This is a genomic window from Rouxiella silvae, assembly GCF_002093625.1.
In the GTDB taxonomy this organism is placed as follows: domain Bacteria; phylum Pseudomonadota; class Gammaproteobacteria; order Enterobacterales; family Enterobacteriaceae; genus Rouxiella; species Rouxiella silvae.
In genome coordinates this window covers 1-25,057 of the sequence record NZ_MRWD01000040.1, presented here as the reverse complement: position 1 = coordinate 25,057, position 25,057 = coordinate 1, and the positions used below count along the sequence as shown (strand labels likewise).

The 25,057-nt window shown below is 49.6% G+C and carries 24 protein-coding genes; 17 read left to right on the top strand and 7 right to left on the bottom strand.

All coding sequences use genetic code 11. The features are described 5' to 3' along the window. The first annotated feature begins 271 nt into the window (after window positions 1–271). Window positions 272–1,765, top strand: coding sequence for a glycine betaine/L-proline transporter ProP (gene proP / locus BS639_RS16175; RefSeq protein ID WP_055783068.1), 1,494 nt, complete (start codon window positions 272–274; stop codon window positions 1,763–1,765). A 122-nt stretch (window positions 1,766–1,887) separates the two neighbouring features. Here proP and BS639_RS16170 read toward each other — a convergent pair whose 3' ends face one another. The 5 genes from BS639_RS16170 to pyrC form a co-directional block, all read right to left on the bottom strand. Further along, window positions 1,888–2,547, bottom strand: coding sequence for a response regulator transcription factor (locus BS639_RS16170; protein ID WP_084983625.1), 660 nt, complete (start codon window positions 2,545–2,547; stop codon window positions 1,888–1,890). A gap of 202 nt (window positions 2,548–2,749) precedes the next feature. Continuing rightward, entirely contained in the window at window positions 2,750–3,862 is a 1,113-nt protein-coding gene (solA, locus tag BS639_RS16165; RefSeq protein WP_084983624.1) for an N-methyl-L-tryptophan oxidase, read from the bottom strand. A 150-nt stretch (window positions 3,863–4,012) separates the two neighbouring features. Beyond that, entirely contained in the window at window positions 4,013–4,267 is a 255-nt protein-coding gene (gene bssS, locus BS639_RS16160) for a biofilm formation regulator BssS (protein WP_055783077.1), read from the bottom strand. A 264-nt stretch (window positions 4,268–4,531) separates the two neighbouring features. Further along, window positions 4,532–4,789: a DNA damage-inducible protein I gene (dinI, locus tag BS639_RS16155; RefSeq protein WP_055783080.1), complete on the bottom strand. Its 258-nt coding sequence runs from the start codon at window positions 4,787–4,789 to the stop codon at window positions 4,532–4,534. 118 nt (window positions 4,790–4,907) lie between these two features. Then, window positions 4,908–5,957, bottom strand: coding sequence for a dihydroorotase (pyrC, locus tag BS639_RS16150; RefSeq protein WP_055783084.1), 1,050 nt, complete (start codon window positions 5,955–5,957; stop codon window positions 4,908–4,910). A gap of 226 nt (window positions 5,958–6,183) precedes the next feature. On the opposite strand from pyrC, the gene BS639_RS16145 reads away from it, so the two are divergent. Beyond that, window positions 6,184–6,471, top strand: a complete 288-nt coding sequence (locus BS639_RS16145; RefSeq protein WP_055783086.1) for a putative quinol monooxygenase — start codon at window positions 6,184–6,186, stop codon at window positions 6,469–6,471. 117 nt (window positions 6,472–6,588) lie between these two features. Here the strand turns inward: BS639_RS16145 and rne are convergent, their stop codons facing one another. Next, entirely contained in the window at window positions 6,589–10,092 is a 3,504-nt protein-coding gene (gene rne / locus BS639_RS16140; protein WP_084983623.1) for a ribonuclease E, read from the bottom strand. A gap of 604 nt (window positions 10,093–10,696) precedes the next feature. Here rne and rluC point away from each other — a divergent pair. Then, window positions 10,697–11,653 (top strand): 23S rRNA pseudouridine(955/2504/2580) synthase RluC, encoded by a 957-nt coding sequence (gene rluC / locus BS639_RS16135; RefSeq protein WP_084983622.1) that lies wholly within the window; start codon window positions 10,697–10,699, stop codon window positions 11,651–11,653. 78 nt (window positions 11,654–11,731) lie between these two features. On the opposite strand, the gene BS639_RS16130 is transcribed toward rluC, so the two are convergent. Next, entirely contained in the window at window positions 11,732–12,337 is a 606-nt protein-coding gene (locus BS639_RS16130) for a Maf family protein (RefSeq protein WP_139804123.1), read from the bottom strand. Window positions 12,338–12,478: 141 nt separating this feature from the next. Between BS639_RS16130 and yceD the strand changes: the two genes are divergently transcribed. From yceD to ptsG, 14 genes are all read left to right on the top strand, one after another. Beyond that, entirely contained in the window at window positions 12,479–13,003 is a 525-nt protein-coding gene (gene yceD / locus BS639_RS16125) for a 23S rRNA accumulation protein YceD (RefSeq protein ID WP_084983620.1), read from the top strand. A gap of 12 nt (window positions 13,004–13,015) precedes the next feature. Continuing rightward, window positions 13,016–13,183, top strand: coding sequence for a 50S ribosomal protein L32 (rpmF, locus tag BS639_RS16120; RefSeq protein ID WP_002210931.1), 168 nt, complete (start codon window positions 13,016–13,018; stop codon window positions 13,181–13,183). A gap of 64 nt (window positions 13,184–13,247) precedes the next feature. Further along, window positions 13,248–14,294, top strand: a complete 1,047-nt coding sequence (gene plsX, locus BS639_RS16115) for a phosphate acyltransferase PlsX (protein WP_072156529.1) — start codon at window positions 13,248–13,250, stop codon at window positions 14,292–14,294. A 6-nt stretch (window positions 14,295–14,300) separates the two neighbouring features. Beyond that, window positions 14,301–15,254: a beta-ketoacyl-ACP synthase III gene (locus tag BS639_RS16110; RefSeq protein WP_055783103.1), complete on the top strand. Its 954-nt coding sequence runs from the start codon at window positions 14,301–14,303 to the stop codon at window positions 15,252–15,254. Window positions 15,255–15,300: 46 nt separating this feature from the next. Beyond that, entirely contained in the window at window positions 15,301–16,230 is a 930-nt protein-coding gene (fabD, locus tag BS639_RS16105) for an ACP S-malonyltransferase (RefSeq protein WP_084983619.1), read from the top strand. A gap of 13 nt (window positions 16,231–16,243) precedes the next feature. Continuing rightward, the gene (fabG, locus tag BS639_RS16100) at window positions 16,244–16,978 is read left to right on the top strand and encodes a 3-oxoacyl-ACP reductase FabG (RefSeq protein WP_055783109.1); all 735 of its coding nucleotides are present in this window, start codon (window positions 16,244–16,246) and stop codon (window positions 16,976–16,978) included. 152 nt (window positions 16,979–17,130) lie between these two features. Continuing rightward, window positions 17,131–17,367, top strand: a complete 237-nt coding sequence (acpP, locus tag BS639_RS16095) for an acyl carrier protein (protein ID WP_055783112.1) — start codon at window positions 17,131–17,133, stop codon at window positions 17,365–17,367. A gap of 102 nt (window positions 17,368–17,469) precedes the next feature. Then, window positions 17,470–18,711, top strand: a complete 1,242-nt coding sequence (gene fabF / locus BS639_RS16090) for a beta-ketoacyl-ACP synthase II (protein WP_072156530.1) — start codon at window positions 17,470–17,472, stop codon at window positions 18,709–18,711. Window positions 18,712–18,854: 143 nt separating this feature from the next. Further along, window positions 18,855–19,658, top strand: coding sequence for an aminodeoxychorismate lyase (pabC, locus tag BS639_RS16085; RefSeq protein WP_084983618.1), 804 nt, complete (start codon window positions 18,855–18,857; stop codon window positions 19,656–19,658). A 37-nt stretch (window positions 19,659–19,695) separates the two neighbouring features. Continuing rightward, complete coding sequence (mltG, locus tag BS639_RS16080) at window positions 19,696–20,721, top strand: endolytic transglycosylase MltG (protein ID WP_084983617.1); 1,026 nt, start codon at window positions 19,696–19,698, stop codon at window positions 20,719–20,721. Further along, complete coding sequence (gene tmk / locus BS639_RS16075) at window positions 20,711–21,361, top strand: dTMP kinase (protein ID WP_084983616.1); 651 nt, start codon at window positions 20,711–20,713, stop codon at window positions 21,359–21,361. Before mltG ends, tmk begins: the two co-directional genes overlap by 11 nt. After that, window positions 21,358–22,338, top strand: coding sequence for a DNA polymerase III subunit delta' (holB, locus tag BS639_RS16070; RefSeq protein WP_084983615.1), 981 nt, complete (start codon window positions 21,358–21,360; stop codon window positions 22,336–22,338). The genes tmk and holB overlap by 4 nt, the downstream gene beginning before the upstream one ends. 21 nt (window positions 22,339–22,359) lie before the next feature. Next, window positions 22,360–23,154, top strand: coding sequence for a metal-dependent hydrolase (locus BS639_RS16065; protein WP_084983614.1), 795 nt, complete (start codon window positions 22,360–22,362; stop codon window positions 23,152–23,154). Window positions 23,155–23,497: 343 nt separating this feature from the next. Next, the gene (ptsG, locus tag BS639_RS16060; protein WP_055783136.1) at window positions 23,498–24,931 is read left to right on the top strand and encodes a PTS glucose transporter subunit IIBC; all 1,434 of its coding nucleotides are present in this window, start codon (window positions 23,498–23,500) and stop codon (window positions 24,929–24,931) included. Window positions 24,932–25,057: the final 126 nt, after the last annotated feature.

Here is a 25,057-nt window from a genome sequence, read left to right as displayed (position 1 = left end):
TGCAGCAAAATATTATGTAAAAATATACAGTAAACTTGACCATAATCACATTTTTGTATAGGTTAAGGAAATGTAAATAAGCGGTTTGTGGTTGATTTTTGAGTAGTTTTTAATGCTGAAAATAATCATAAATTAAGTGAATAATAAAGGCTGCTGCATAGCTGTCGCATCACTTTTGTTCATTGATGATAATGAACGAGCCAATGTATTGGGGAAGCGAAAGCTATGGTGCTGCATTGAAACCCCTTCATGCAACATCTGAGGTTATTTTATGAAAGATTCAATGGAATCTCATACTTCGCACATCAAATTTTGGCGCAAACGAAACAAGCCCGAACTGACTCTTGATGACATCACCATTGTTGACCGCAAAATGCTTAACCGCGCAGTGGGAGCCGCGGCGCTAGGTAATGCAATGGAGTGGTTCGACTTTGGTGTATACAGTTTCTTAGCTGTCACCATCGGGCACGTTTTCTTCCCAAGCGGCAGCGCATCTGCGCAGCTCATTGCAACTTTTGCCACCTTTGCCGCCGCATTTCTAATCCGTCCCTTGGGGGGCCTGGTATTTGGTCCGTTGGGTGACAAAATCGGGCGTCAGAAAGTGCTCGCCTTCACCATGATCATGATGGCGATAGGGACATTCAGCATCGGTTTGATCCCGAGTTATTCAAGTATTGGTATTGCGGCACCCATATTGCTACTGGTGGCGCGCCTGGTGCAGGGTTTCTCGACCGGCGGTGAGTACGGCGGGGCAGCCACTTTTATCGCCGAATATTCAACGGACAAGCGCCGTGGATTTATGGGCAGCTGGTTAGAATTTGGTACACTTGGCGGTTATTTGCTGGGTGCGGGGCTGGTTACCGGGCTCACTGCATTTATTACGCCGCAGCAATTGCTCGACTGGGGCTGGCGTATTCCTTTCTACATCGCTGCTCCGTTAGGTTTATTTGGCCTGTATATTCGTTTGAAGCTTGAGGAAACGCCTGCATTTCAGAAACATATGGAGAAGCAGGAGCAAATCGAAGACAACAAACCGCGTCAAACCCTGTTTGAAATGCTGAGAAAGTACTGGCGGCCCATGCTGCAGTGTATTGGTTTGGTGCTGCTGTTTAACGTCTCCAACTATATGTTGACGTCTTACATGCCGAGCTACCTGACCAGCGTACTGGGTTTAAGCGAGCTCAGCGGCCTGATGCTGATTATGGTGGTGATGTTTATTATGATGCCAATGACACTGCTGCTGGGTTTCTGGAATGACCGGCTGGGGCGTAAACCGGTGCTGCTTGCCGGTGCCGTTGGGTTGATCGTCCTGTCTATTCCGGCGCTGATGCTGATTGGGCAAGGCGGTATTGTTGGCGTATTTTGTGGCCTGATGCTGCTGGGGGTGTTGCATACCTTCTTCAGTGGTACCATGCCTTCGGCGCTACCCGCGCTGTTTACCACCAATACCCGTTATAGTGCACTGGCAATTGGTTTTAACATCTCCGTTTCGCTGTTTGGGGGCACCACGCCGCTAATCACTTCATGGTTAGTTTCAGAAACGGGCAGTGTGATGGTTCCGGCCTACTACCTGATGGGCGCAGCCCTAATTGGTGCAATAACGGTGTTTACGCTGAAAGAAACGGCGCGAAAACCGTTGATTGGTTCTGCCCCAGCAGTTGAAAACAAAGAAGAAGCGAAAAAACTTTTGAAGAAAATACGTTTACGTAAAAAGAAACGTGAAGATGAAGACGCTAGCCTATCTAACAATACGCCGACGCAGTAAAAATATACGTTTAGAAAAAGGCTACCTTAAGAGGTGGCCTTTTTTATTGTGTTGTTGGCATCATTCTTATTAATATTTGATAGTGTTATTGTTGGGTGCTTTTATATTCATAAATTAAATGATTATCGTGTTAAAGTTAACAAATCACTTTTAGTCTGACGACTCATTGGGCGCTGTGCTTCAGGGTTAAGTGGCCAGTAAAGATATTTTATTAAATTATAAACGAAACAAAACTCAAGCCGGTTTCTAACTTTAATTTTCTGTGTGATATGCCGCTTGTGAACGTAAACCGTTCTATCGCTGATGTTTAGCTTTCTAGCAATCCGATAATTTGGCATTTCAGCCATCCAGTCATTGATTACCAGTATCTCCTGATCGCTGAAAATGGAGTAGGGCTGAGTACATAACCTAAAGCAAACGGAGGCATCAACCAGTCGGCTGACATGGTTTAACACATCGATAACCTTCTGTTTGTTGGTAATGAAAAAGTTTTCCGCGACCATAATAGGGTCTTGGTTATCCGGATAGTTTGCATCCAGATAGCAGTAAATTTTACTGTTTTTTCTAAACTTTAAAAAATCATTAATATTGCTGTCGAACTGGGTGCTGTGACAGTGACTGGTCATATTCACGAATATGATATCTGGTTTAAATAATGGAACCTGTATTAATGCATCTGCTAAACATTCAACGTCAAGCAGGCCAATTGCTTTGTGTTCATTTAATATTTCCAACATGCCAAGGCGCATGAAACTACAGGGCTCAACAATAAGTATCTTCATGATTAACGTCCATGTGGGGTTTTGGGAGAGGGTATGCCGATCGGTCCGGTGATCAAGTTTTGGAAGGATAGGTGTTTATATTGGACAATGTCAAATATGTGACTGAAGAAAGAGCTGTTATTAATAATTTTTTAATAATTAAGGGGTTTAGTATTCGCCGAACGTATATTTCGGCGAATACTTATTAAAATAAATGCGAGGATTAAAAGCGTGAAAGAGAAAAAGGCGACAGGTCCGTTTTTGGCGGCAGATCCTGTGCAAACAGCGCAACCGTTTCTCCCAGTGCGCTAGCGAACTTGAAGCCGTGGCCGCTCAATCCGGAAATCACCAGGGTATTGTCGTGCTCAGGCACCCTGTCGATAATAAAATCTTCGTCGGCAGTGACATCATAGGTGCAGGATTTACCGTAAAGGCAAACACCTACACCGGGCAAGAATTGACGCAGAAAGCTGAATACCTCGCTGCCATCCTGTGCAACACTGCCAAAAGGTGTGCGCTGCTCGGGGGAATCTATCGGCTGTCCCCCATTGTGTTTACCTAATTTTAGGCTGTCTTTAACCGCCGGAAAACCATAAAACTGGTCGCCAGACTGTGTCTCAACGGTGAACGCAGGGAAATGGTTTTCCTCGCTGTAACGCCCATCGGCCTGATGCCAAGAAAAAACTTTACGCATAGGCGTCATCGGCAGTAAGGGCAGAAATTTTTTGACCCAGGTTCCTGCGGTTAGCGCCAGCTTGGGCGCACGATATTCGCCTTCATGTGTCGTTACGACGGCAGTATCACCCTCGTAGCGGATACTTTCTACCGGGCAGTTAAACAGCTGAGCGCAACCAGCTTCTCTCGCCAGTTTTATATAACCGCTGATGGCTTTCTCGCAGAACAGATAACCTGAGTCCGGTTCAAAAACGCCGCTGTAACCTTCAGGCACGGTAAGTTGGGGCCATTTATGACGGATCTGCTCGGCATTAAGCGACTGAGTATTTAAATTAAACTCGCGTGCACTCGATTTCACATTGGCAATAAATTCGGACTCTTGTGGACCGATATTGATCACGCCGCAGGAACGGAAAATTTCCTGCTCGGTAAGCATCGCCAGTTCGTTCCACAGCGCCTGCGCCCGTAAAACCAACGGCACATAGCGCACACCTTCTCCGTAAGCGTGTCGAATTAACCGCGTTTCACCGTGATGACTGCCTTCCTGATGCGGGGGCATCGCACCGTCAATCATTAAAACGTTTAGCCCTGCGCGAGTGGCATAAAAACCGGCGGCAGCCCCAACAGAACCACTCCCTACCACAATGAGATCATAATCCATCGGACGACGGCTCCTCGAAAAGATTAAACAACAGATAGGGCATGATAGTGATTTTTTATAGCGGATAGCAAGGCAGAAGGAGGCATTGTAACAGGGATTAAAAAAGGCACCGGAGAGGAGTCTCGGGTGCCTTAGGCTAGGTCATTTTGATTAGTGTTTTCTTTGATCAATGAACTCATACTCGTGTGATTCTATCTTTTCTATGCCAGCTTCAAGGATATTGATCAGTTGCCTTGCAACGTCGGTAGTTAACCATAAGGTTCTGTCTACCTGAGCATCCTCTGGCGTTTGGTCTTTAGAAGACAGGTAATGAAGACGTATCATCATGGCGTCGTACGAATCAACAGTACTGATATCCCAACCAACAAGCGGGTGTGTCTGAATTACTTCGTCATTTCTGTCCATTTAGACCCCTTATTTTGTAGTGACTATCATGAGTGACTAACGAGGATCAATGCGGCTCATTATCAGGTGAGCTTTTTCAGTATAAGCATTTATTCAATTATTGGCATAGAAATCCCTTATTTAGTTGTAAAAATTTCCCCAAGTACAATTTATAGGCATTTTATTCATTTTTTAAGCAAATAAAAAAGCCGGACAGCGACGCCCGGCAAACTTGAAAATGGCTGATACAGCCTGGTTATTATTAATTTATAGGGTATTGACTATTTACATGTCAGAACCTTCGGTGGAGAACCAGTCGTCGGCACTTTCCCAGGTCTCCTGCAATATTTCTTCGATAATATCTTTGTCAGTCTTGGCTCCGCCGAGTACTGAAAGATTGTTGGCACCGGCATAGCGTACCTGAACGCTATTTTGGGTTTCAGAGAATTGTTTATTAATACGCTTACTCAGTTCACCTGACAGTGCCTCCAGTGCCCCAATTGGCAAAGGTTTTGTTCTGTCGATGCAGACTTCAATACGCATAACTGCCCCTCCGTTTAATCTATACTGTGAATATATACAGTTATTTTTAGAAGAGCAAGAGAGGAAGAATAAAAAACGGGAAGACGTTTGTCTTCCCGCGATACATGTACTGAGCAATTTAGCAGGACGTTACTTTCCAGTTAAGCGTCTGACCGGCAAGGAAAGGCACAATCGTGTCGTTGCCAAGCGGGAAAGTTTCGGGCTGAGTGACAGGCGTGCGGGTCAGCTCAACGGTACCTTCGTTCAGAGGTAGGCCGTAGAAGTTGGGACCGTTCTCAGAACAGAACCCTTCAAAATGCTCAAGAGCATTCATCTCTTCAAACACAGTAGCATAGGCTGACAGCGCCAGCGGCGCATTGAAACAGCCCGCGCAGCCACAACTGGATTCTTTCAGATGTTTGGCGTGTGGCGCTGAGTCTGTGCCCAAGAAGAAGCGGTTATTGCCGCTGGCGATCACTTCACGCAGTGCCTGCTGGTGCACACTACGTTTAAGAATGGGCAAACAGAACAGGTGAGGGCGCACGCCGCCAACGAGCATGTGATTACGATTGAACATCAGATGCTGTGGGGTAATCGTTGCGCCGAGATATGAGTTACCCCCTAACACGTACTGCGCCGCTTCTTTGGTGGTGATGTGCTCAAACACCACCTTAAGCTCAGGGAACTGACGACGGATGGGGTCCATCACTTCATCAATGAAACGGGCTTCGCGGTCAAAAATATCGACATCTGCGTGAGTCACTTCGCCGTGAATAAGCAAAGGCATGCCAATTTTCTGCATGCGCTCCAGTACCGGGTAAATACCTTTAACGTCTTTGACGCCGTGGCTCGAGTTGGTAGTGGCATTCGCGGGGTAAAGTTTGGCGGCGGTAAATACGCCTTCCTCAAAGCCTCGAGACAGCTCGTTAGGGTCCAGAGAGTCGGTGAGATAGCAGGTTAGCAGCGGAGTAAATTTGTGTCCCGCCGGGATAGCGGCTTCAATACGACTGCGGTAGGCAATAGCCGCATCTACGGTAGTCACCGGAGGCGAAAGATTTGGCATCACAATAGCACGGCCAAACACTTCACTGGTAAACGGCAATACCGCATTCAGCACGGCGTCGTCACGAAGGTGGATATGCCAGTCATCTGGGCGGCGTATTTTCAAAACTTGCGGTATTGCGGTCATGTTACAAAACTCCGGCATTGAGAGACAGGATGTTCGAATCAGGTGCAGTAATGGGAGCATTAACGGCGGGGTACAAGGATAAGCGCAAAATGTAAAGGATGCATTACTTTGTTAAGTTAACATTGAAATCAGTGCAAATCGGGGAGCATAGTAGTTGGCAATTATTAGAGAAAATCATTTTTTTCGGGCTGTAAGAAGCTGAATTTATTATACAGGAGTTGAAATTATGGAAGTCAGAATCGTTGCACCGTTAACCATCAAACCTGAGTTTGTTGAAGAGGTCACTCCCGCGCTGTTGGCCATCGTTGCTGCCAGCCGCGAAGAGCTGGGATGCCTGCAATATGATCTGCATCGCGAAATTGGCAGCACTAACAGTTTTGTTTTTTACGAGCGCTGGCGTTCAGAAGCGGCCATTGATCAGCACGAAAGCAGTGCCCATTTCCAACATTTTGTCAGTCAGCTGGATGGCAAGCTTGATAAAATCGAAATCAAGAAAATGAAAGTATTTGCCTGATGGAACGACCTGCCTGAAATGAGTGGTTTACCCTGCGGTTCAGGGCAGGTTTTAAAATCAGTAATAAAAAAACCCGCCATCGGCGGGTTTTTTAGTTAAGGCAATAAATGACTCAAATTACTGAGGCATTTCCGGCTTGGTGGCCGGTGCCGTTGCGGTTGTGACAGCGGCATGGCCACCGGCAGAACCTTTTCCTTCAAAGTCGTATGACGGACGAACCCAGTCGCTGTGACGCGGGGCTTCAGCCACGAAGGCTGCCGCCGGGGCTTTAGTCATCGGCGCAGTCGCATGATGTTTAAAGCGCGTCTGGTCACCCGACGAAGCTTCAGTTTTCACTGTGGCTTGTGACGTTTGGGCGGCAACCACATAGGCGGTTTGCGCTGGGGCAACCGGTTCTGCAGGTGCAACAGGCGCTACAGGGATTTCGATAGCTGGCGCTTCGGCTTCTGTTGCTTGAATACCGGCAACTTCGACCTTAACGGACTCTTCTGCCTGAGGCTTAATCTCTTCAACGACAGGCGCAGTGTCTTGTGCAGCAGGCTCAACCGCGGTAGGAGAAGCAATAACTTCCTCAACCTTTGGCGTCTCAACGCCAACAGGTTCAACCAACACGGGTTCGGTAGGCGTTGGAGCCGGAACGATAGCATCCGTTACTTCGAGCGTGGCAGGTTCAACCACGTGAGGCTCGGCAGCAACGGTCTCCGCTTTCGTTACGTCAACTTCTTCCTGCGCAATAACCTGCTGAGCTTCTTCAAGCGTCAATGCAGAGGTCTGAACCAGGGGTTCTGAAACCTGCGCCGACTGTTCGATAACCGCTTTCACTTCGCTTGCTGCTGGCGTATTTGCCTGGGCAATCTCAACCTGCTCGGTCAGTACGGCCGCGGGTGCGCTGACTTCAACCTGTTCTTGAACCACTGGCTGTTGTTCATAAGACTGAACTTGCTCCGACGGTTGAGCGACAGGGTAAGAGACCCACACTTTACCTGAAGCCATCTCTGGCGATACAAACGCCCCTGCCAACGGCATAGGTGATTGAGACGGGTAACGCTCGTCACGATAGCGACGACGACGCTGACCGCTTACGCGCAGATGACGCGGTGAACGACGCGAGCGACGCGGCATGCCATTTTCACGTGCGTTATCTCCCTGAGCATCATCAGCATCAGTATCAGTTTCATTGCTGGCTTCAGTTTGCACCGGTGCAGCAACTTCTTGCTCGACGGCTGGACGTTCGACAGGTTTAACGCCGGTTACCAGCATTTGAGCGGCATCTTCAACATCCTGATCCACAACCTCAGACTCAAAGCGAATCTTCTGGTTCAGTGGACGGCGCTGACGGCGCTGGCTCGGCATACGGTCTTCTTGATCTTCGGCTGCTGCAGCGACGGGTGCGGCGGCAACTTCTTCAACAATAACCGCTTCCGCAACTTTATCTTCCTGCTGATTTTTACGCTTATCATCGTTACGACGACGTGAACGATCGCCACGCTCGCGGCGAGGTTGCTGCTGCTCTTCACGATTACCGGCGTTTTCAACTTCCTGCACTACCGCTTCAACAGCGACAGGCTCTTGGTTACGACGGTTGCGGCGTTGGTCTTCACGCGGCTCACGGGTATTTTCGCGAGGCTCGTTACGGCCTTCACTGCGTTCGCCACGGCTGTCGGTGCGGTCACGGTTATCGCGGTTGTCACGATTTTCATTACGATCGCGGCCGTTGCTGCGTTCACCGCGCTCACCGTTGCGACGCGTGCCCTGACGACGCTGATTGCGACGATCGCCGTTACGACGGTTTTCGCTATCGGTAGTCTCCGGCTGGACTTTAACTTCTTCTTCAACCGGTTTAGCTTCTGGTTTAGGTTCGGAAGCAAACAGGTTCTTGAGTCCGCCTAACAGTTTGCTGATAAAGCCTGATTTCTCAGCCGCAGCAGGGGCAGTATTCACAACCGCTGTACGAGTTTGAACGGGCTGGGACTGTGCGGCTTCTGGCTGCTCGTAAGAAGCCGGAGGCGCTTCGGCCGGCAGGGCAAAGGTCGCCAGAGCGGGTTGCTCAGGACGTTTGCGTTCTGCTGGCAAATCTTCGGAAGGCTGAAGCATCTCGGCTTCATGCAGCTGAGGCAGTAAATAGCTCAGCGTTGAAGACTCTTCACCCTTGCGCACGCGCAGTACATGATAGTGCGGAGTATGCATCTGGTCGTTTGGCACGATAATCGCGCGAACGCCGCCCTGGCGCTTCTCGATGGCGTTTACCGAATCACGTTTTTCATTGAGCAGGTAAGACGCAATCGGCACAGGCACGATGGCGTGAACTTCTTTGGTGTTCTCTTTCAGCGCTTCTTCTTCAATTAAACGAAGAATCGACAGGGAAAGTGATTCGTTGTCACGAATAGTCCCGGTACCGCTACAGCGTGGGCAAACGTGATGGGTAGATTCACCCAACGACGGGCTCAAACGCTGACGCGACATTTCTAACAGGCCAAAGCGAGAGATGCGGCCAATCTGAATACGCGCACGGTCTTGACGTACGGCATCACGCAGGCGATTTTCAACTTCGCGCTGGTGACGAACCGGTGTCATATCGATGTAATCGATAACAATCAGGCCGCCGAGGTCACGCAGGCGCAGCTGACGAGCAATTTCTTCTGCGGCTTCAAGGTTGGTATTGAAGGCCGTTTCTTCGATGTCGCCGCCGCGGGTTGCGCGAGCGGAGTTGATATCGATAGCCGTTAACGCTTCAGTGGTATCAATAACAATCGAGCCACCGGAAGGCAGGCGAACTTCACGCTGGAAGGCGGATTCAATCTGCGATTCGATTTGGTAGTGGCTGAACAGCGGAATTTCGCCGACGTAAGGTTTGATTTTGCTGCTAAAGTCGGGACGACCTAGTGCGGCAATATGCTCTTTCGCCAGTTCGAGAACTTTCGGGTTATCAATAAGAATTTCGCCGATGTCCGGACGCAGATAGTCACGGAATGCGCGAACGATAACGTTACTTTCCTGGTGGATAAGGAAAGGTGCCGGGCGGCCTTCAGCGGCTTTCTTAATGGCATCCCAGTGCTTCATACGGAAGCTCAGGTCCCACTGCAATGCATCAGCATCTTTACCCACACCGGCGGTACGCACGATGAGGCCCATGCCGTCAGGCAATTGCAGGGAGGAGAGGGCTTCTTTTAACTCGGTACGGTCATCGCCTTCGATCCGGCGGGAAATACCACCAGCGCGCGGATTGTTAGGCATTAACACTAAATAGCTGCCGGCGAGGCTGATGAAAGTCGTCAGCGCTGCACCTTTGTTACCCCGTTCTTCTTTGTCTACCTGAACAATAACTTCCTGACCTTCGCGCAGAACATCTTTGATGTTTGGACGACCGTGGGAGGAATAATTGCTGGGGAAGTATTCGCGGGCGATTTCTTTGAGAGGGAGAAAACCATGCCTTTCCGCACCATAATCAACGAATGCTGCTTCAAGACTTGGCTCTATGCGGGTGATTTTACCTTTGTAAATATTGGCTTTTTTCTGCTCGTGTCCAGGACTTTCAATATCCAGATCGTAAAGCCGTTGTCCATCTACAAGAGCAACGCGCAACTCTTCTTGCTGAGTTGCGTTAATCAACATTCTTTTCATCTTAACTTACTCGTTATTTTTGCATTATTGTCAGAACTGCGGGCAAAATAACCTCTATGGCCGGATAAACCGTTGGCCCCGAGTCTTCTCGCATAGTCGTCAACCTCCCGGTTGTCGCCTGCATAGGGGCGCATTATTTCGGTAAGTCTGCTTTTGCCGGGTTAGTAACCACAGCGTGATAAAAGCAGTACTTTTAGTAGGGGAATAGCCTCTGATTTTATATAGCCAGATCTCATTCCATTTGCCGGCCAAGCTGCAACCCGCAGCCCGCTAATTGCTTGATTTCACATTACGTCTTACGCCATTGCTGCGTTTGTGTGCGATCAGGCAAATCTATAATTCCAGCGTTTTCCCTAAGTTCAAGAGAATCAACGCGGAAGTGAACTCATTATTCCATTGCTCGCACTGATATAGCAAGGTGACTTTTAGGTGAACGTAAAGTTTATTTAGCACCTTTGAAGGTTGTAGCACCCCGTTCTTCAATCAATATATTGGCTAGTTTAAGTATTCCTTTGCAGTTGCTGGTAAACTTAGAGTTAAGCACAGAAAAATCAGCGGCGCGAACCCTGCCCCTAATATTTAGAATCATCTAGAATCATGGCCCATGAAAACTGAGAATCCAACTGTACAATTAATCCCCATTACCGAAGACGAAGCCGGTCAGAGAATTGATAACTTTTTGCGCACTTTCCTTAAAGGCGTGCCGAAAAGCATGATTTATCGTATTTTGCGAAAAGGCGAAGTTCGCGTAAATAAGAAGCGAATCAAGCCGGAATACAAATTATTGGCCGGTGATGAAATTCGCGTTCCGCCCGTGCGCGTTGCCGAGCGTGAAGACGCGCCGGTGTCTGCCAAGCTTGATAAAGTCGCGGCGCTTGAGCACTGCATTCTTTTTGAAGACGATCACCTGCTGATCCTCAATAAGCCTTCAGGTACGGCGGTTCACGGCGGCAGTGGTTTGAGCTTCGGCGTGATTGAAGGGCTGAGAGCTTTGCGCCCCGATGCGCGTTTCCTTGAATTGGTGCACCGCCTTGACCGCGATACCTCCGGCGTCCTGCTGGTGGCGAAAAAACGTTCGGCGCTGCGTTCTTTGCATGAACAGTTGCGCATGAAAACCATGCAAAAAGATTATCTCGCCCTGGTGCGCGGTGAATGGCAGTCGCATTGCAAAGTCGTGCAGGCGCCATTGCTGAAAAATATTTTGCAAAGCGGTGAGCGCATTGTTCGCGTTAACAGCGAAGGTAAACCTTCTGAAACGCGTTTCAAAATTGAAGAGAAGTATGCATTTGCGACGTTGGTAAAATGCAGTCCTGTCACTGGGCGTACTCACCAAATTCGCGTCCATACCCAATACGCCGGTCACCCCATCGCCTTTGACGACCGCTACGGCGACCGCGAATTTGATGGCCAACTGTCAGGACTGGGCATCAATCGCCTGTTTTTGCACGCCGCCGCGCTGCGCTTTGAACATCCGGCTAACGGAGAGACGATGCGCATTGAAGCTCCTCTAGAGCAAAAGCTTCGCAACGCCTTGGTCAAGCTTCGTAAAAGCGCAAAGTAATGTACTGGTGAGTTCAGGTACAGTGGATTAAAAAGCGCCGTGGGCGCTTTTTTTATCACTGCTTTTTGATATCGGCTTTTAAAGGGTAAGAACGAGCGGATTAATACCGTGCTCCCGCAATAGGGCGAGGAGGGCGATCAGCGGCAGGCCAATCAACGTATTGGGGTCGCGTCCCTCGAGCTTTTCAAACAGGCTGATGCCCAGCCCTTCACATTTGAAGCTTCCCGCACAGTCGTAAGGTTGTTCAAGCTTTACATAACCGGTAATTTCCTGCGCTGAAAGCGTTCGAAAATGCACATCGAAAGTCTCACATAACACTTGAGCTTCACCACTGTCGCTGTCTAACAGGCAAAGGCCGGTGTAAAAGCGCACCTGTTTACCGCTGGCCATGCCGAGTTGGCGACAGGCGTTGTCAAAAGTGTGAGGCTTGCCGAGGATCTTTTCGTCGATCACACAGACCTGATCTGATCCAATGATAAGATGGTCGGGATGATTTTTAGCCAGTGCGCGCGCTTTTTGAGCTGAGAGTCGCTTCACCAGCTCAACCGGGGACTCACCGTCAAAGGCTGATTCATCAATGTCTGGAGCCGCACAGCTGAAATTTAGCGTGGTTTTTTCAAGTATTGCGCGGCGGTATGCCGAGGTTGAGGCCAAAAGGATCTTTTTTTGCGTCATTGTTTGCATAATTTTTTTCACAAAGCATAGCGTTATTGAATCACACATTTTAAACTGTCCGCCGCTGAGGAAGCGAATATTGGTGGAAGGCGCAGTAAAATGCCCTTTTTCTTTGACTCTACGTCGTTACAAAGTTAATATGCGCGCCCTATGCAAAAAGTAAAATTACCCCTGACCGTTGATGCCGTTCGTACCGCTCAAAAGCGTGTAGACTACATTGGAGCCTACGACGCCGAACAAGTGACGCGAGTTGCAGCATCAGTGGTTAGTGTGGACTCAGATGTCCAAACCTCTTTGTCGTTTGATATCGACAATCAACGCTTGGCCGTTATTAAAGGTCAATCGGATGTCACTGTTACTCTGGAATGCCAGAGATGTGGCAAGACGTTTGAGCATCAGGTTCACACAACATATTGTTTTAGTCCTGTTAAGAATGATGAGCAGGCTGAAGCATTACCGGAAGCGTACGAGCCGATCGAAGTCGACAATTTTGGCGAAGTTGATCTGCTGGCTATGATTGAAGACGAAATTATTCTTTCACTGCCTGTCGTTCCGGTACATGATTCTGAACACTGTGAAGTGTCCGACGCGGAAATGGTATTTGGCCAACTGCCTCCAGAGGCAGAAAAACCGAATCCGTTTTCCGTATTAGCGAATTTAAAGAAAAGTAATTGAGGAGTAAGGTCCATGGCCGTACAACAAAATAAACCAACCCGTTCTAAACGTGGCATGCGTCGTTCACACGATGCTCTGACCACCGCCACTTTGTCTGTAGACAAAACTTCTGGCGAGACTCACCTGCGTCACCATATCACTGCCGACGGTTTCTACCGCGGTCGCAAGGTTATCGGCTGATTTCTAACTTGCTAACTATTTACTTGATAACTTTAAACTTGTTAAGTAATAGCAAGGCGATACCTTGAAACGTCTAACCATCGCGTTAGACGTTATGGGCGGGGACTTCGGTCCTTCCGTCACAGTGCCTGCTTCATTGCAGGCACTGACCTCTAATCCTGAACTCAATCTTCTTCTGGTCGGCAATCCCGACGAAATCACACCTTATATGGCCAAAACCGATCCTCTTGTATTGGAGCGGATACAAATTATTGCCTGTGAGTCTGTGATTGCAAATGACGCCAGAGTTTCGCAAGCTATCCGCGCCAGTCGTGGAAGCTCGATGCGGATGGCGCTAGAGTTGATTAAGAGCGGTGACGCACAGGCCTGCGTCAGCGCCGGAAATACCGGTGCGTTAATGGGGTTGGCCAAGTTGGTTATAAAGCCTCTGGATGGCATTGAGCGCCCAGCGCTGATGACGGTACTGCCGAATCAGCAGCGAGGTAAAACCGTGGTGCTCGATCTAGGGGCCAACGTTGAGTGCGACAGTAGAATGCTGGTGCAGTTTGCGGTGATGGGCTCCGTCATGGCGGAGGAAGTCATCGGCACGGTTAATCCGCGCGTTGCCTTGCTTAATATTGGCGAGGAAGAGTCAAAGGGGCTTGATAATATCCGTGAAGCCGCCGCGATTTTAAAAAACATACCCGTTATCAATTATATCGGCTATCTTGAAGGCAATGACCTGCTAACCGGTAAAACTGATGTCATGGTGTGTGATGGTTTTGTCGGTAATGTCACACTGAAAACTATGGAAGGTGTGATCAGGATGTTTTTGTCGTTGCTTAAATCCTCTGGGGAGAATGGCAAGAAGTCTTGGTGGATGAAGTGGTTCGGACCCGCATTGCAAAAAATAGTACAGAAAAAATTAGCAAAGCGTTTCAGCCATTTAAATCCCGACCAGTATAATGGCGCGAGTTTATTAGGATTACGCGGCATAGTGATAAAAAGCCACGGCGGAGCAAATCAGCGGGCGTTTGCTGTTGCTATCGAACAGGCTGTTCAGGCGGTGCAGCGGCAGGTCCCCGAGCGGATCGCCGCGCGCCTTGAGGCTGTATTACCCAAGAGTGACTGACTGTACATGTATACAAAGATTCTCGGTACGGGGAGCTACTTGCCCGTACAAGTTCGGACTAACGCCGACTTAGAAAAAATGGTTGAAACCACTGACGAATGGATCGTTTCACGTACCGGTATCCGTGAGCGACGCATTGCAGCACCGGATGAGACTGTCGCCACAATGGGCCTTGCCGCCGCTGAAAAAGCGTTGGAGATGGCTGACGTCGATAAAAAAGACGTTGGGTTGATCATTGTCGCTACAACCTCGTCTTCGCATGCGTTCCCAAGTTCTGCCTGCCAGATTCAAAATATGCTGGGCATTAAAGACTCGGCTGCGTTTGACCTGGCGGCTGCCTGTGCAGGCTTTACCTATGCGTTAAGTGTTGCGGATCAATACGTTAAAAACGGTGCTGTGCGTTATGCGCTGGTTATCGGTTCTGACGTGCTTTCACGCAAGCTCGACGAAGAAGACCGCGGTACTGTTATCCTGTTTGGTGATGGGGCAGGTGCGGTTCTGCTTGGCGCTTCTGAAGAACAAGGTATTATTTCCACGCACATGCATGCTGATGGCCATTACGGCAACCTGCTGAGCCTGGAATACCCAGACCAGAAAAAACCAGAACAACCGGCATACGTCACCATGGCGGGCAACGAAGTGTTTAAAGTTGCGGTTACCGAACTGGCGCACATTGTTGAAGAGACGCTGCAGGCCAATAATATGGACCGCGAACAGCTCGACTGGTTGGTGCCGCATCAGGCAAATCTACGCATTATTAGCGCAACGGCTAAAAAGTTAGGAATGGGCATGGACAAAGTCGTGGTTACTCTCGACCGTCATGGCAATACCTCAGCCGCATCCGTTCCTACTGCGTTTGACGAAGCCGTGCGTGATGGCCGCATTCAGCGCGGGCAGCTCGTGCTGCTCGAAGCCTTTGGCGGCGGATTCACCTGGGGCTCGGCATTGGTTCGTTTTTAATTTTTTACGAACCTCTTTAGATCTTACGAATTAACAGGATTGCAAAATGACCAAGATTGCAGTGGTTTTCCCTGGGCAAGGCTCTCAGGCGTTAGGTATGCTCTCAGACCTGGCTGCCGCGCATCCCGTCGTGGAAGCGACCTTTGCTGAAGCCTCTTCTGCTTTAGGCTATGATTTATGGCAATTGGTGCAGCAGGGGCCGGTCGAAGAGTTAAACAAGACGTGGCAAACTCAGCCTGCGTTGCTGGCCGCTTCGGTGGCTATCTGGCGCGTATGGCAGCAAGAGAAGGGTGCCGAACCGGCTTTGATGGCGGGTCATAGCCTAGGTGAATACTCAGCATTAGTTTGCGCCGGTGTTCTGGATTTCAAGCAGGCAATTAGCCTGGTTGAACTGCGCGGTAAACTGATGCAGGAAGCGGTCCCTGAAGGTACGGGGGCAATGTATGCCATCATTGGCCTCGATAACGAGGCTATCGCTAAATCGTGCGAAGAGTCGGCACAGGGTCAGGTTGTGTCTCCGGTGAACTTTAACTCACCGGGCCAAGTGGTCATTGCCGGTAATAAAGAAGCCGTTGAACGTGCGGGCGCAGCCTGTAAAGCGGCGGGCGCCAAGCGTGCACTGCCGTTGCCGGTTAGCGTGCCTTCGCATTGTGCGCTAATGAAGCCTGCGGCTGATAAAATGGCCGTTGCGCTAGATCAAGTTACTTTCAGCCAACCACAGTATCCTGTTGTGAACAACGTTGACGTGAAGGTTGAAACGCAAGCAGAAGCAATTCGCAGTGCCCTAATTCGCCAGCTTTATAATCCAGTACGCTGGACAGAAAGCGTCGAATACATCGCACAGCAAGGCGTTGAGCAGTTAATTGAGGTTGGTCCTGGTAAAGTTTTGACCGGCCTGACCAAGCGTATAGTTGACACCCTGACAGCTGCCGCAGTGAACGATACTGCAAGCCTGACAGCGGCGCTTGATCAATAAAAAGAGGAAGATGATGAGCTTCGACGGAAAAATTGCTCTGGTTACCGGCGCTAGCCGCGGTATTGGCAGAGCTATTGCAGAGAAACTGGTTGCAGGTGGCGCACGTGTTATTGGCACCGCGACCAGCGAAAAAGGCGCTGAGGATATCAGCGCTTACTTAGGCGAAAACGGCAAAGGTATTGCGCTCAATGTGACTGATTCTTCGTCAATTGAACAGGTATTGGCGACGATTCGTGCTGAATTTGGCGAAATCGACATTTTAGTCAATAATGCTGGTATTACCCGTGATAACCTTCTGATGCGTATGAAAGATGACGAGTGGCAGGATATCCTGGATACGAATTTGACTTCTGTGTTTAGGCTGTCAAAAGCGGTAATGCGCGCTATGATGAAAAAGCGATTTGGCCGGATCATTACCATTGGTTCTGTAGTTGGAACCATGGGTAACGCAGGACAGGCGAACTACGCGGCGGCTAAAGCCGGTTTGATTGGTTTTAGCAAGTCTTTGGCGCGTGAAGTTGCTTCACGCGGCATTACTGTCAACGTCGTGGCTCCTGGCTTTATTGAGACGGACATGACAAGGGCGTTGACAGATGATCAACGTGCAGGCATTTTGTCATCAGTTCCAGCCAACCGGTTGGGCGATGCAAAAGAAATTGCCAGCGCTGTTGCATTTTTAGCCTCAGATGAGGCCAGCTACATCACTGGTGAGACTTTACATGTCAATGGCGGCATGTACATGATCTAAGAATCACTAAAATTTTGCTTATTTAGGCTTAAAATAAGGCTAATAATGCAAAATAGTGGTTTGACCAGCCGGGATTTAGTTGCATCTTTTCCAACATTTTATACACTACGAAAACCATCGCGAAAGCGAGTTTTGATAGGAAATTTAATAGTATGAGCACTATCGAAGAACGCGTTAAGAAAATCATCGTTGAACAGCTGGGTGTTAAACAGGAAGAAGTAGTTAACTCTGCCTCTTTCGTAGACGACCTTGGCGCAGATTCTCTCGACACCGTTGAGCTGGTTATGGCTCTGGAAGAAGAGTTTGATACCGAGATCCCTGACGAAGAAGCTGAGAAAATCACTACTGTTCAGGCAGCTATTGATTTTGTCACTAACGCTCAGGCGTAATCGAACCTATTCTCGAATAAGGTTTAGATAGTTAGGCGGTCATTTGACCGCCTAAGTTTTTTTCGCCCCACGGTATTTTTTTTCCCTCCCTGGAGGACACACGTGTCTAAACGTCGAGTTGTTGTGACTGGACTTGGCATGCTGTCTCCTGTCGGCAATACAGTTGAGTCTACTTGGAATGCTCTGCTTGCCGGTAAGAGTGGCATTGGCCTAATCGACCATTTTGATACTAGTGCCTACGCAACGCGTTTTGCTGGCTTAGTAAAAAATTTCAACTGTGAAGAGTACATCTCGCGCAAAGATGCCCGCAAGATGGATATCTTTATTCAGTACGGTGTTGCCGCCGGTATTCAAGCTATGCAAGATAGCGGTCTTGAAGTGACCGAAGAAAATGCCCCGCGTTTCGGTGCCGCAATTGGTTCCGGCATTGGCGGTTTGGGTCTCATCGAAGAAAACCACACATTATTGGTTAACGGTGGACCGCGCAAAATCAGCCCGTTTTTTGTGCCTTCGACTATCGTGAACATGATTGCCGGCCAGTTAAGCATTATGTTTGGCCTGCAAGGTCCAAGTATTTCAATTTCCACCGCCTGTACTTCTGGCGTACATAACATTGGCCATGCGGCGCGTATTATTGCCTATGATGACGCAGACATCATGCTGGCGGGTGGCGCAGAAAAAGCCAGTACTCCGCTGGGTGTTGGGGGTTTTGGAGCGGCTCGTGCGCTTTCAACCCGCAATGACAATCCGCAGGCGGCAAGCCGTCCATGGGACAAAGAGCGTGACGGTTTCGTCCTCGGTGACGGTGCCGGTATTATGGTACTTGAAGAGTACGAACATGCTAAAAAACGCGGCGCAAAAATTTACGCAGAAATCGTCGGTTTTGGCATGAGCAGTGATGCTTTCCATATGACTTCACCGCCTGAAGACGGCGCGGGTGCGGCATTGGCAATGCATAATGCGCTGCGAGATGCGGGTATTTCCGCTTCTCAGGTAGGCTATATCAATGCGCACGGCACCTCTACGCCAGCCGGCGATAAAGCCGAAGCACAGGCGGTAAAATCAGTGTTTGGTGCCGACGCACACCGTGTTCTGGTCAGTTCCACCAAGTCCATGACCGGTCATCTGTTGGGTGCCGCGGGCGCGGTAGAGTCTATTTTCACTTTGCTGGCACTGCGAGACCAGGCTGTTCCGCCAACGCTCAATCTGGACAATCCGGATGAAGGCTGTGACCTCGATTTTGTGCCACACGAGGCACGTCAGGTCAAAGGTATGGAATACAGCCTGTGTAACTCTTTCGGTTTTGGCGGAACCAACGGTTCTCTGGTGTTCCGTAAACTGTAAGTGACTGCCCAGTTGCAGATAAAGGCCCGTTTTTCGGGCCTTTTTGCTGTCTGCGAAAGTTTGATTGATATCTAAAGTCAGAATGCTCTCGTGGTATCGATGAGGCAACTACGCCAGTCTCATAGCCGAAGGAGGGAAAGATCATGTATTGGATAAATGGTATCGAACAACGCTCTATTTCTGTGGGCGATCGTGCCGTGCAGTTTGGCGATGGCTGCTTTACTACTGCCTGGGTAAAGACGGGTGAGGTGCAGCACCTTGATGAGCACATTGCGCGGTTGCAAAATGCCACGTCTAGTTTGCTTATGCCAGCGTGCGACTGGCCGGGCCTGCGCAGTGAAATGCAGTCTGCCGCCGCGGGACATGACGAAGCCGTGCTCAAGGTGATTTTATCGCGCGGTGAGGGCGGGCGTGGTTATAGCGCACTGGGCGCACAGGGTCCAACCCGAATCATTTCAGTCAGCGGTTATCCTCAGCATTATCATCAATGGCGGACTGAGGGCATTGAGTTGGCGTTGAGTCCCATAGCGTTGGCGCGCAGCTCACAGTTTGCCGGGCTTAAGCACCTAAACCGCCTGGAGCAGGTGATGATCCGCATGCATCTTGATAAAACTACGGCGCAGGAAGCACTGGTGGTCGATACTGCCGGCATGCTGGTTGAATGCTGCGCCGCCAATCTATTCTGGCGTAAAGGACGCCAGGTGTTCACCCCAAGTCTTGCACACTCGGGCGTGGCCGGTATCATGCGTCAGCGTATTATTTCAGTATTGCAGCAAAGCGTAGATTTTAGCGTTGAAGAGGTCTCTGAAACACCGCAAACGCTGTCAGACGCCCAAGAAGTCATCGTTTGCAACGCATTGATGCCAATTCTTTCGGTCAAAAAGATAGAAAACTGGCATTATAATGATCCACAGTTGCTCGACTTTTTAACGCCATATTGTCTTTAAATGAATGTTTATCAAAACATTTTAAAGTGAAGAAGTCATGAAAAATAAAAAAACGAAAATTTTAGCTATCATCGTCATTATCATGTTGGCGGTGGTCATTGCCGGATACGTCAAAGTTGAACATTTTGCCGACCGCAAATTAAATATTGCCCAGGAAAAGATTTTTACCCTACCCGCCGGAACAGGGCGTGTAGGACTCGAAGATCTGCTGGTTCAGCAGAAACTAATTGGCTCTCGGCTCTGGTTCGGCTGGCTGCTGCGGGTAGAACCGCCGCTGAGCGAGTTTAAGGCCGGTACTTATCGATTCCCTGCCGGTATGACCGTGCGCCAAATGCTTGAGCTGCTGAGAAGCGGCAAAGAGGCACAGTTCAGCATTCGTTTTGTTGAAGGGTTCCGCCTGCAGGATTGGATGAAGGTGCTGCAAAATGCTGACTATCTCAAACACGATCTCAGCGGCAAGAATGACGACGAAATTGCCACCGCGCTAGGTATGAAAGACGCCAAAAATGCCGAAGGCTGGTTGTATCCCGACACATACTCTTATACCGCGGGTACCACTGACCTGTCGTTACTCAAACGTTCACATCTGCGCATGGAAAAGACCGTGGCGCAAATTTGGAAAGACCGCGATACGTCATTGCCGTATAAAACACCCACCGACATGCTGACGATGGCCTCTATTATTGAGAAAGAGACCGCCATCAAGGATGAGCGCAAAGAAGTTGCCTCTGTATTTATTAACCGATTGCGCATCGGCATGCGTTTGCAGACCGACCCTACTGTTATTTACGGCATGGGCGATAGCTACAAAGGCGTGATTACCAAGAAAGACCTCGAAACTGCAACGCCGTATAATACCTATATTATTGACGGGCTGCCGCCTTCGCCTATCGCCATGCCGAGTGAGGCATCAATTGATGCGGCGGCGCATCCGGCAAAAAGCGATTATCTTTATTTTGTTGCTGATGGAAAGGGTGGACATACCTTTACTACCAACCTCGAAAGCCATAATAAGGCAGTGCGCGTGTATCGCGACCTGATGAAAAACAAGAATGAAAAGTAGCTTTATTGTTATCGAAGGCCTTGAAGGCGCAGGCAAAACCACCGCACGCGATGTCGTTGTGAGTACACTGCGTGAGCATGGCATCGCCGATATTCAGTTTACCCGTGAACCGGGAGGGACACCGCTGGCCGAAAAGCTGCGTGATTTGATCAAGCAGGGTATTGAGGGCGAGCAACTCACCGATAAAGCCGAAGTTCTCATGCTTTATGCGGCTCGTGTGCAGCTGGTCGAAAATGTAATAAAACCAGCTCTGGCGCGTGGCGCATGGGTGGTTGGCGATCGCCATGACCTCTCTTCTCAAGCCTATCAGGGCGGCGGGCGCGGCATTGACAGCCGCCTGATGACGTCGCTGCGTGATACCGTGCTTGGCGAATTTCGCCCCGATCTCACTCTTTATCTCGACCTGTCGCCGGTTATTGGGCTGCAGCGTGCCCGTGCGCGCGGCGAACTCGACCGCATCGAGCAAGAGTCATTGGCATTTTTTGAACGTACCCGTGAACGCTACCTCAGTTTGGCCGCAGAAGACGCAACAATAAAAACCATTGATGCCTCACAGAGCCTTGAGCAGGTTGCTACCGATATTCGCCTAACCTTAATTGAGTGGATCGAGCAACAGCGTAAGCAGGGCGCGCAGGCATGAATTGGTATCCGTGGCTAAACGGCCCTTATCGACAGCTTGTTTCCCAATATCAGGGGGATCGTGGTCATCACGCGCTGTTGATGCATGCTGCGAAAGGCATGGGGGATGAGGCTCTGGTTTATGGCCTCAGTCGCTGGCTGTTGTGCCAGCATCACGACGGTGAAAAAAGCTGCGGTAAGTGCCACAGTTGCCATTTGATGATTGCGGGCAACCACCCTGACTGGCACGTACTGACGCCTGAAAAAGGCAAGAATAGTCTTGGCGTTGAACCGGTACGTCAGCTGATTGAAACACTCTACAACTATTCTCAACAGGGCGGTGCGAAGGTGGTCTGGCTCCCGCAGACCGAGCTGCTCACTGAAGCTGCTGCCAATGCTTTGTTAAAAACACTTGAAGAACCACCGGAGCGCACGTATTTCGTGCTGGGATGCCGCGAGCCATCAAGGCTGTTGCCGACCCTGCGCAGCCGCTGTTTTTACTGGCATTTATCCACGCCAGAGGCTCCACTTGCGACGCAGTGGATTGCGCGTCAATTGCAGGCTGAACCACTGGCTATCCAGACTGCACTTAGGCTCACCGAGGGGACACCCATAGCGGCGCTTGAGTTGTTACAGCCTGAACGCTGGAAACAGCGTGAGCAGTTTTGCCTGCAATTATTGTCGAGCTGGCAGCAACGCGACCTTTTGTCCCTGCTCCCTCAACTGAATCATGACGATGCCGCTGAGCGTTTGCACTGGCTTGCGTCGGTGTTGCTCGATGTAATCAAATATCAGCAGGGCGCAGCTGATTACGTGATTAATCTCGACCAACAGCCGCTGATTTCCTTACTGGCCAGCGAAATGAACAACGCCTTTTTGCAGCAAAATTTACAGGGTTGGATGCTCTGCCGCCAACAGCTGCTCAGCGTTGTTGGCGTTAACCGTGAGCTTCTGCTGACCGAACGGCTGCTGAACTGGGAAAATTCCCTACAATTTTGATCAATATTAAGAGTTAACCTTATGTTTTTAGTCGATTCCCACTGTCACCTCGACAGTCTTGATTATCAGACGTTGCACACCAGCGTTGACGATGTGGTTGAAAAAGCCCGCGCCCGCGATGTGAAATTTATGCTGGCTGTGGCAACCACCTTGCCCGGCTATCGCGCGATGGCAGACCTAATTGGTCCTCGCCCGGAGGTCGCTTTTTCCTGTGGCGTTCATCCGCTGAATATCGAAGAAGGCTATGATTTTGAAGAGTTGAGGATTTTGGCCGCCGATTCTCGCGTTGTGGCGATGGGCGAGACCGGGCTGGACTACTTTTATCAGAAAGAAGATTTCCAGTTGAAGTTGCAGCAAGACTCTTTCCGCCACCATATTCGTGTCGGACGTGAGCTGAATAAACCAGTGATTGTGCATACCCGCGATGCACGCCAAGACACTTTGGATATTCTACGAGAAGAACAAGCCGGTGAATGTGGCGGCGTGTTGCACTGCTTCACTGAGGATAAAAACACGGCTAAAGTACTGCTGGATCTCGGTTTCTATATCTCCTTCTCGGGAATTGTGACCTTTAGAAACGCCGAGCAACTGCGTGAGGCGGCGCGCTATGTGCCGATGGACAGACTCCTGATTGAAACAGATTCACCTTATCTGACGCCGGTGCCACACCGTGGAAAAGAAAATCAGCCATCTTATGTGCGCGATGTTGCTGAATATTTGGCTGTAGTAAAAGGGGTGAGTCTCGACACTCTGGCAGTGGCGACGACTGAAAACTTCTCTCGGTTGTTTCACATCGATTCTGCACGCTTGGCGTAATCCAGCCAGCAGTAGTACTCCGGTTTTATTTTCACCTCGTAATTAATCGCCTGAACCGCTAATCTTCGCGTGGTTTTCAGGCGATAACGCCAACTCCTCCCTCAGCCCTAGCCTGTATTGTTGATTTTAGGGAACTTTATAGTGAGTTATTACCTGTTTTTTAACAAAACGTGACTGTCATCAAATATTATTGAAGCGATTTATTTTACCCTTCGTAATAAATAAAAGGGGCAAATATATGCCCCGCCCGTAGAGGCTCAAAAAACCTCTGCAACAGGGTTAATGGCACCGGCTAAAGACCCTGAGAAGTATCAAAGCACCATTACTCAGGAGCACTATCAATATGTTCAAGAACGCATTTGCAAACCTTCAAAAGGTCGGTAAATCGCTAATGCTGCCCGTTTCCGTCTTACCTATCGCAGGCATACTGCTGGGTGTCGGTTCCGCAAACTTTAGCTGGCTGCCCGTTATCGTCTCTCACGTTATGGCCGAAGCGGGGGGCTCAGTCTTTGCCAATATGCCGCTGATTTTCGCCATCGGCGTTGCGCTCGGATTCACCAATAACGACGGCGTATCTGCGCTGGCTGCGGTGGTCGCTTACGGAATTATGGTGAAAACCATGGCCGTGGTGGCACCTATGGTTCTGCATCTTCCTGCCGATGAAATTGCCAGTAAACATCTGGCCGACACCGGCGTGCTGGGCGGGATTATCTCGGGCGTCATAGCCGCCTACATGTTTAATCGTTTCTACCGCATCAAGCTTCCTGAGTATCTGGGCTTCTTCGCGGGTAAACGTTTTGTCCCGATTATTTCAGGGCTTGCCGCGATTATTTTGGGCGTGGTTCTATCCTTTATCTGGCCGCCTATCGGCAGCGCAATTCAAACCTTCTCACAGTGGGCTGCTTATCAAAACCCGGTGGTTGCCTTCGGGATTTATGGTCTGGTTGAGCGCGCACTCGTGCCGTTTGGTTTGCATCATATATGGAATGTACCTTTCCAAATGCAGGTTGGCGAATACGTTAACTCTGCGGGTCAGGTGTTCCACGGTGACATCCCCCGTTATATGGCGGGCGACCCAACGGCGGGCAAGTTGTCTGGCGGTTTCCTGTTTAAAATGTATGGACTGCCGGCGGCGGCGATCGCGATTTGGCATTCAGCCAAACCAGAAAATCGTGCCAAAGTGGGCGGCATTATGATTTCTGCTGCGCTTACTGCTTTCTTGACCGGCATCACCGAGCCTATTGAATTCGCATTTATGTTTGTTGCGCCAATTCTTTATGTTATTCACATGATTCTAGCCGGTTTGGCCTTCCCAATCTGTATTCTGTTGGGGATGCGCGATGGCACCAGTTTCTCCCACGGATTAATCGACTTTGTGGTGCTAAGCGGTAACAGCAGCCGCATTTGGTTGTTCCCGATCGTCGGCGTGATTTATGGCGTGGTTTACTACACTATCTTCCGCGTCCTGATCGTTAAGCTGAACTTGAAAACGCCGGGTCGTGAAGACACCACCGCGGCACAAACTACGCAGAGCGGCAGTGAAATGTCTGCTTCACTGGTGAAGGCGTTTGGCGGTAAAGAAAACATCACTAACCTGGACGCCTGTATCACGCGTCTGCGCGTGAGCGTGGCTGATGTCTCTAAAGTTGACCAAGCTGGTCTGAAACAGCTGGGTGCGGCAGGTGTTGTGGTCGCAGGGTCTGGCGTGCAGGCAATTTTCGGTACCAAGTCAGATAACTTAAAAACGGATATGGATGATTACATCCGCAATAACTGATTAGTGCCAAGATGGGTTGTTGTTGTAATAAATAAAAGGAGACTTCGGTCTCCTTTTTTAATTATATTGCCAGGTTATTATATTTTTATTTTATCATTGTTGTTTTTAGTGATGATTTTATTAATC

Bases quoted from the DNA above. Each gene is read 5' to 3' on its own strand.
- BS639_RS16145 (WP_055783086.1), top strand. From the start codon at position 6,184: ATGGAAGTCAGAATCGTTGCACCGTTAACCATCAAACCTGAGTTTGTT.
- fabG (WP_055783109.1), top strand. From the start codon at position 16,244: ATGAGCTTCGACGGAAAAATTGCTCTGGTTACCGGCGCTAGCCGCGGT.
- pyrC (WP_055783084.1), bottom strand. From the start codon at position 5,957: ATGACCGCAATACCGCAAGTTTTGAAAATACGCCGCCCAGATGACTGG.
- BS639_RS16065 (WP_084983614.1), top strand. From the start codon at position 22,360: ATGTTTTTAGTCGATTCCCACTGTCACCTCGACAGTCTTGATTATCAG.
- rpmF (WP_002210931.1), top strand. From the start codon at position 13,016: ATGGCCGTACAACAAAATAAACCAACCCGTTCTAAACGTGGCATGCGT.
- bssS (WP_055783077.1), bottom strand. From the start codon at position 4,267: ATGGACAGAAATGACGAAGTAATTCAGACACACCCGCTTGTTGGTTGG.
- acpP (WP_055783112.1), top strand. From the start codon at position 17,131: ATGAGCACTATCGAAGAACGCGTTAAGAAAATCATCGTTGAACAGCTG.
- tmk (WP_084983616.1), top strand. From the start codon at position 20,711: ATGAAAAGTAGCTTTATTGTTATCGAAGGCCTTGAAGGCGCAGGCAAA.
- fabD (WP_084983619.1), top strand. From the start codon at position 15,301: ATGACCAAGATTGCAGTGGTTTTCCCTGGGCAAGGCTCTCAGGCGTTA.
- BS639_RS16130 (WP_139804123.1), bottom strand. From the start codon at position 12,337: ATGCAAACAATGACGCAAAAAAAGATCCTTTTGGCCTCAACCTCGGCA.
- dinI (WP_055783080.1), bottom strand. From the start codon at position 4,789: ATGCGTATTGAAGTCTGCATCGACAGAACAAAACCTTTGCCAATTGGG.
- yceD (WP_084983620.1), top strand. From the start codon at position 12,479: ATGCAAAAAGTAAAATTACCCCTGACCGTTGATGCCGTTCGTACCGCT.
- solA (WP_084983624.1), bottom strand. From the start codon at position 3,862: ATGGATTATGATCTCATTGTGGTAGGGAGTGGTTCTGTTGGGGCTGCC.
- mltG (WP_084983617.1), top strand. From the start codon at position 19,696: ATGAAAAATAAAAAAACGAAAATTTTAGCTATCATCGTCATTATCATG.
- ptsG (WP_055783136.1), top strand. From the start codon at position 23,498: ATGTTCAAGAACGCATTTGCAAACCTTCAAAAGGTCGGTAAATCGCTA.
- pabC (WP_084983618.1), top strand. From the start codon at position 18,855: ATGTATTGGATAAATGGTATCGAACAACGCTCTATTTCTGTGGGCGAT.
- rluC (WP_084983622.1), top strand. From the start codon at position 10,697: ATGAAAACTGAGAATCCAACTGTACAATTAATCCCCATTACCGAAGAC.
- proP (WP_055783068.1), top strand. From the start codon at position 272: ATGAAAGATTCAATGGAATCTCATACTTCGCACATCAAATTTTGGCGC.
- BS639_RS16110 (WP_055783103.1), top strand. From the start codon at position 14,301: ATGTATACAAAGATTCTCGGTACGGGGAGCTACTTGCCCGTACAAGTT.
- rne (WP_084983623.1), bottom strand. From the start codon at position 10,092: ATGAAAAGAATGTTGATTAACGCAACTCAGCAAGAAGAGTTGCGCGTT.
- BS639_RS16170 (WP_084983625.1), bottom strand. From the start codon at position 2,547: ATGAAGATACTTATTGTTGAGCCCTGTAGTTTCATGCGCCTTGGCATG.
- holB (WP_084983615.1), top strand. From the start codon at position 21,358: ATGAATTGGTATCCGTGGCTAAACGGCCCTTATCGACAGCTTGTTTCC.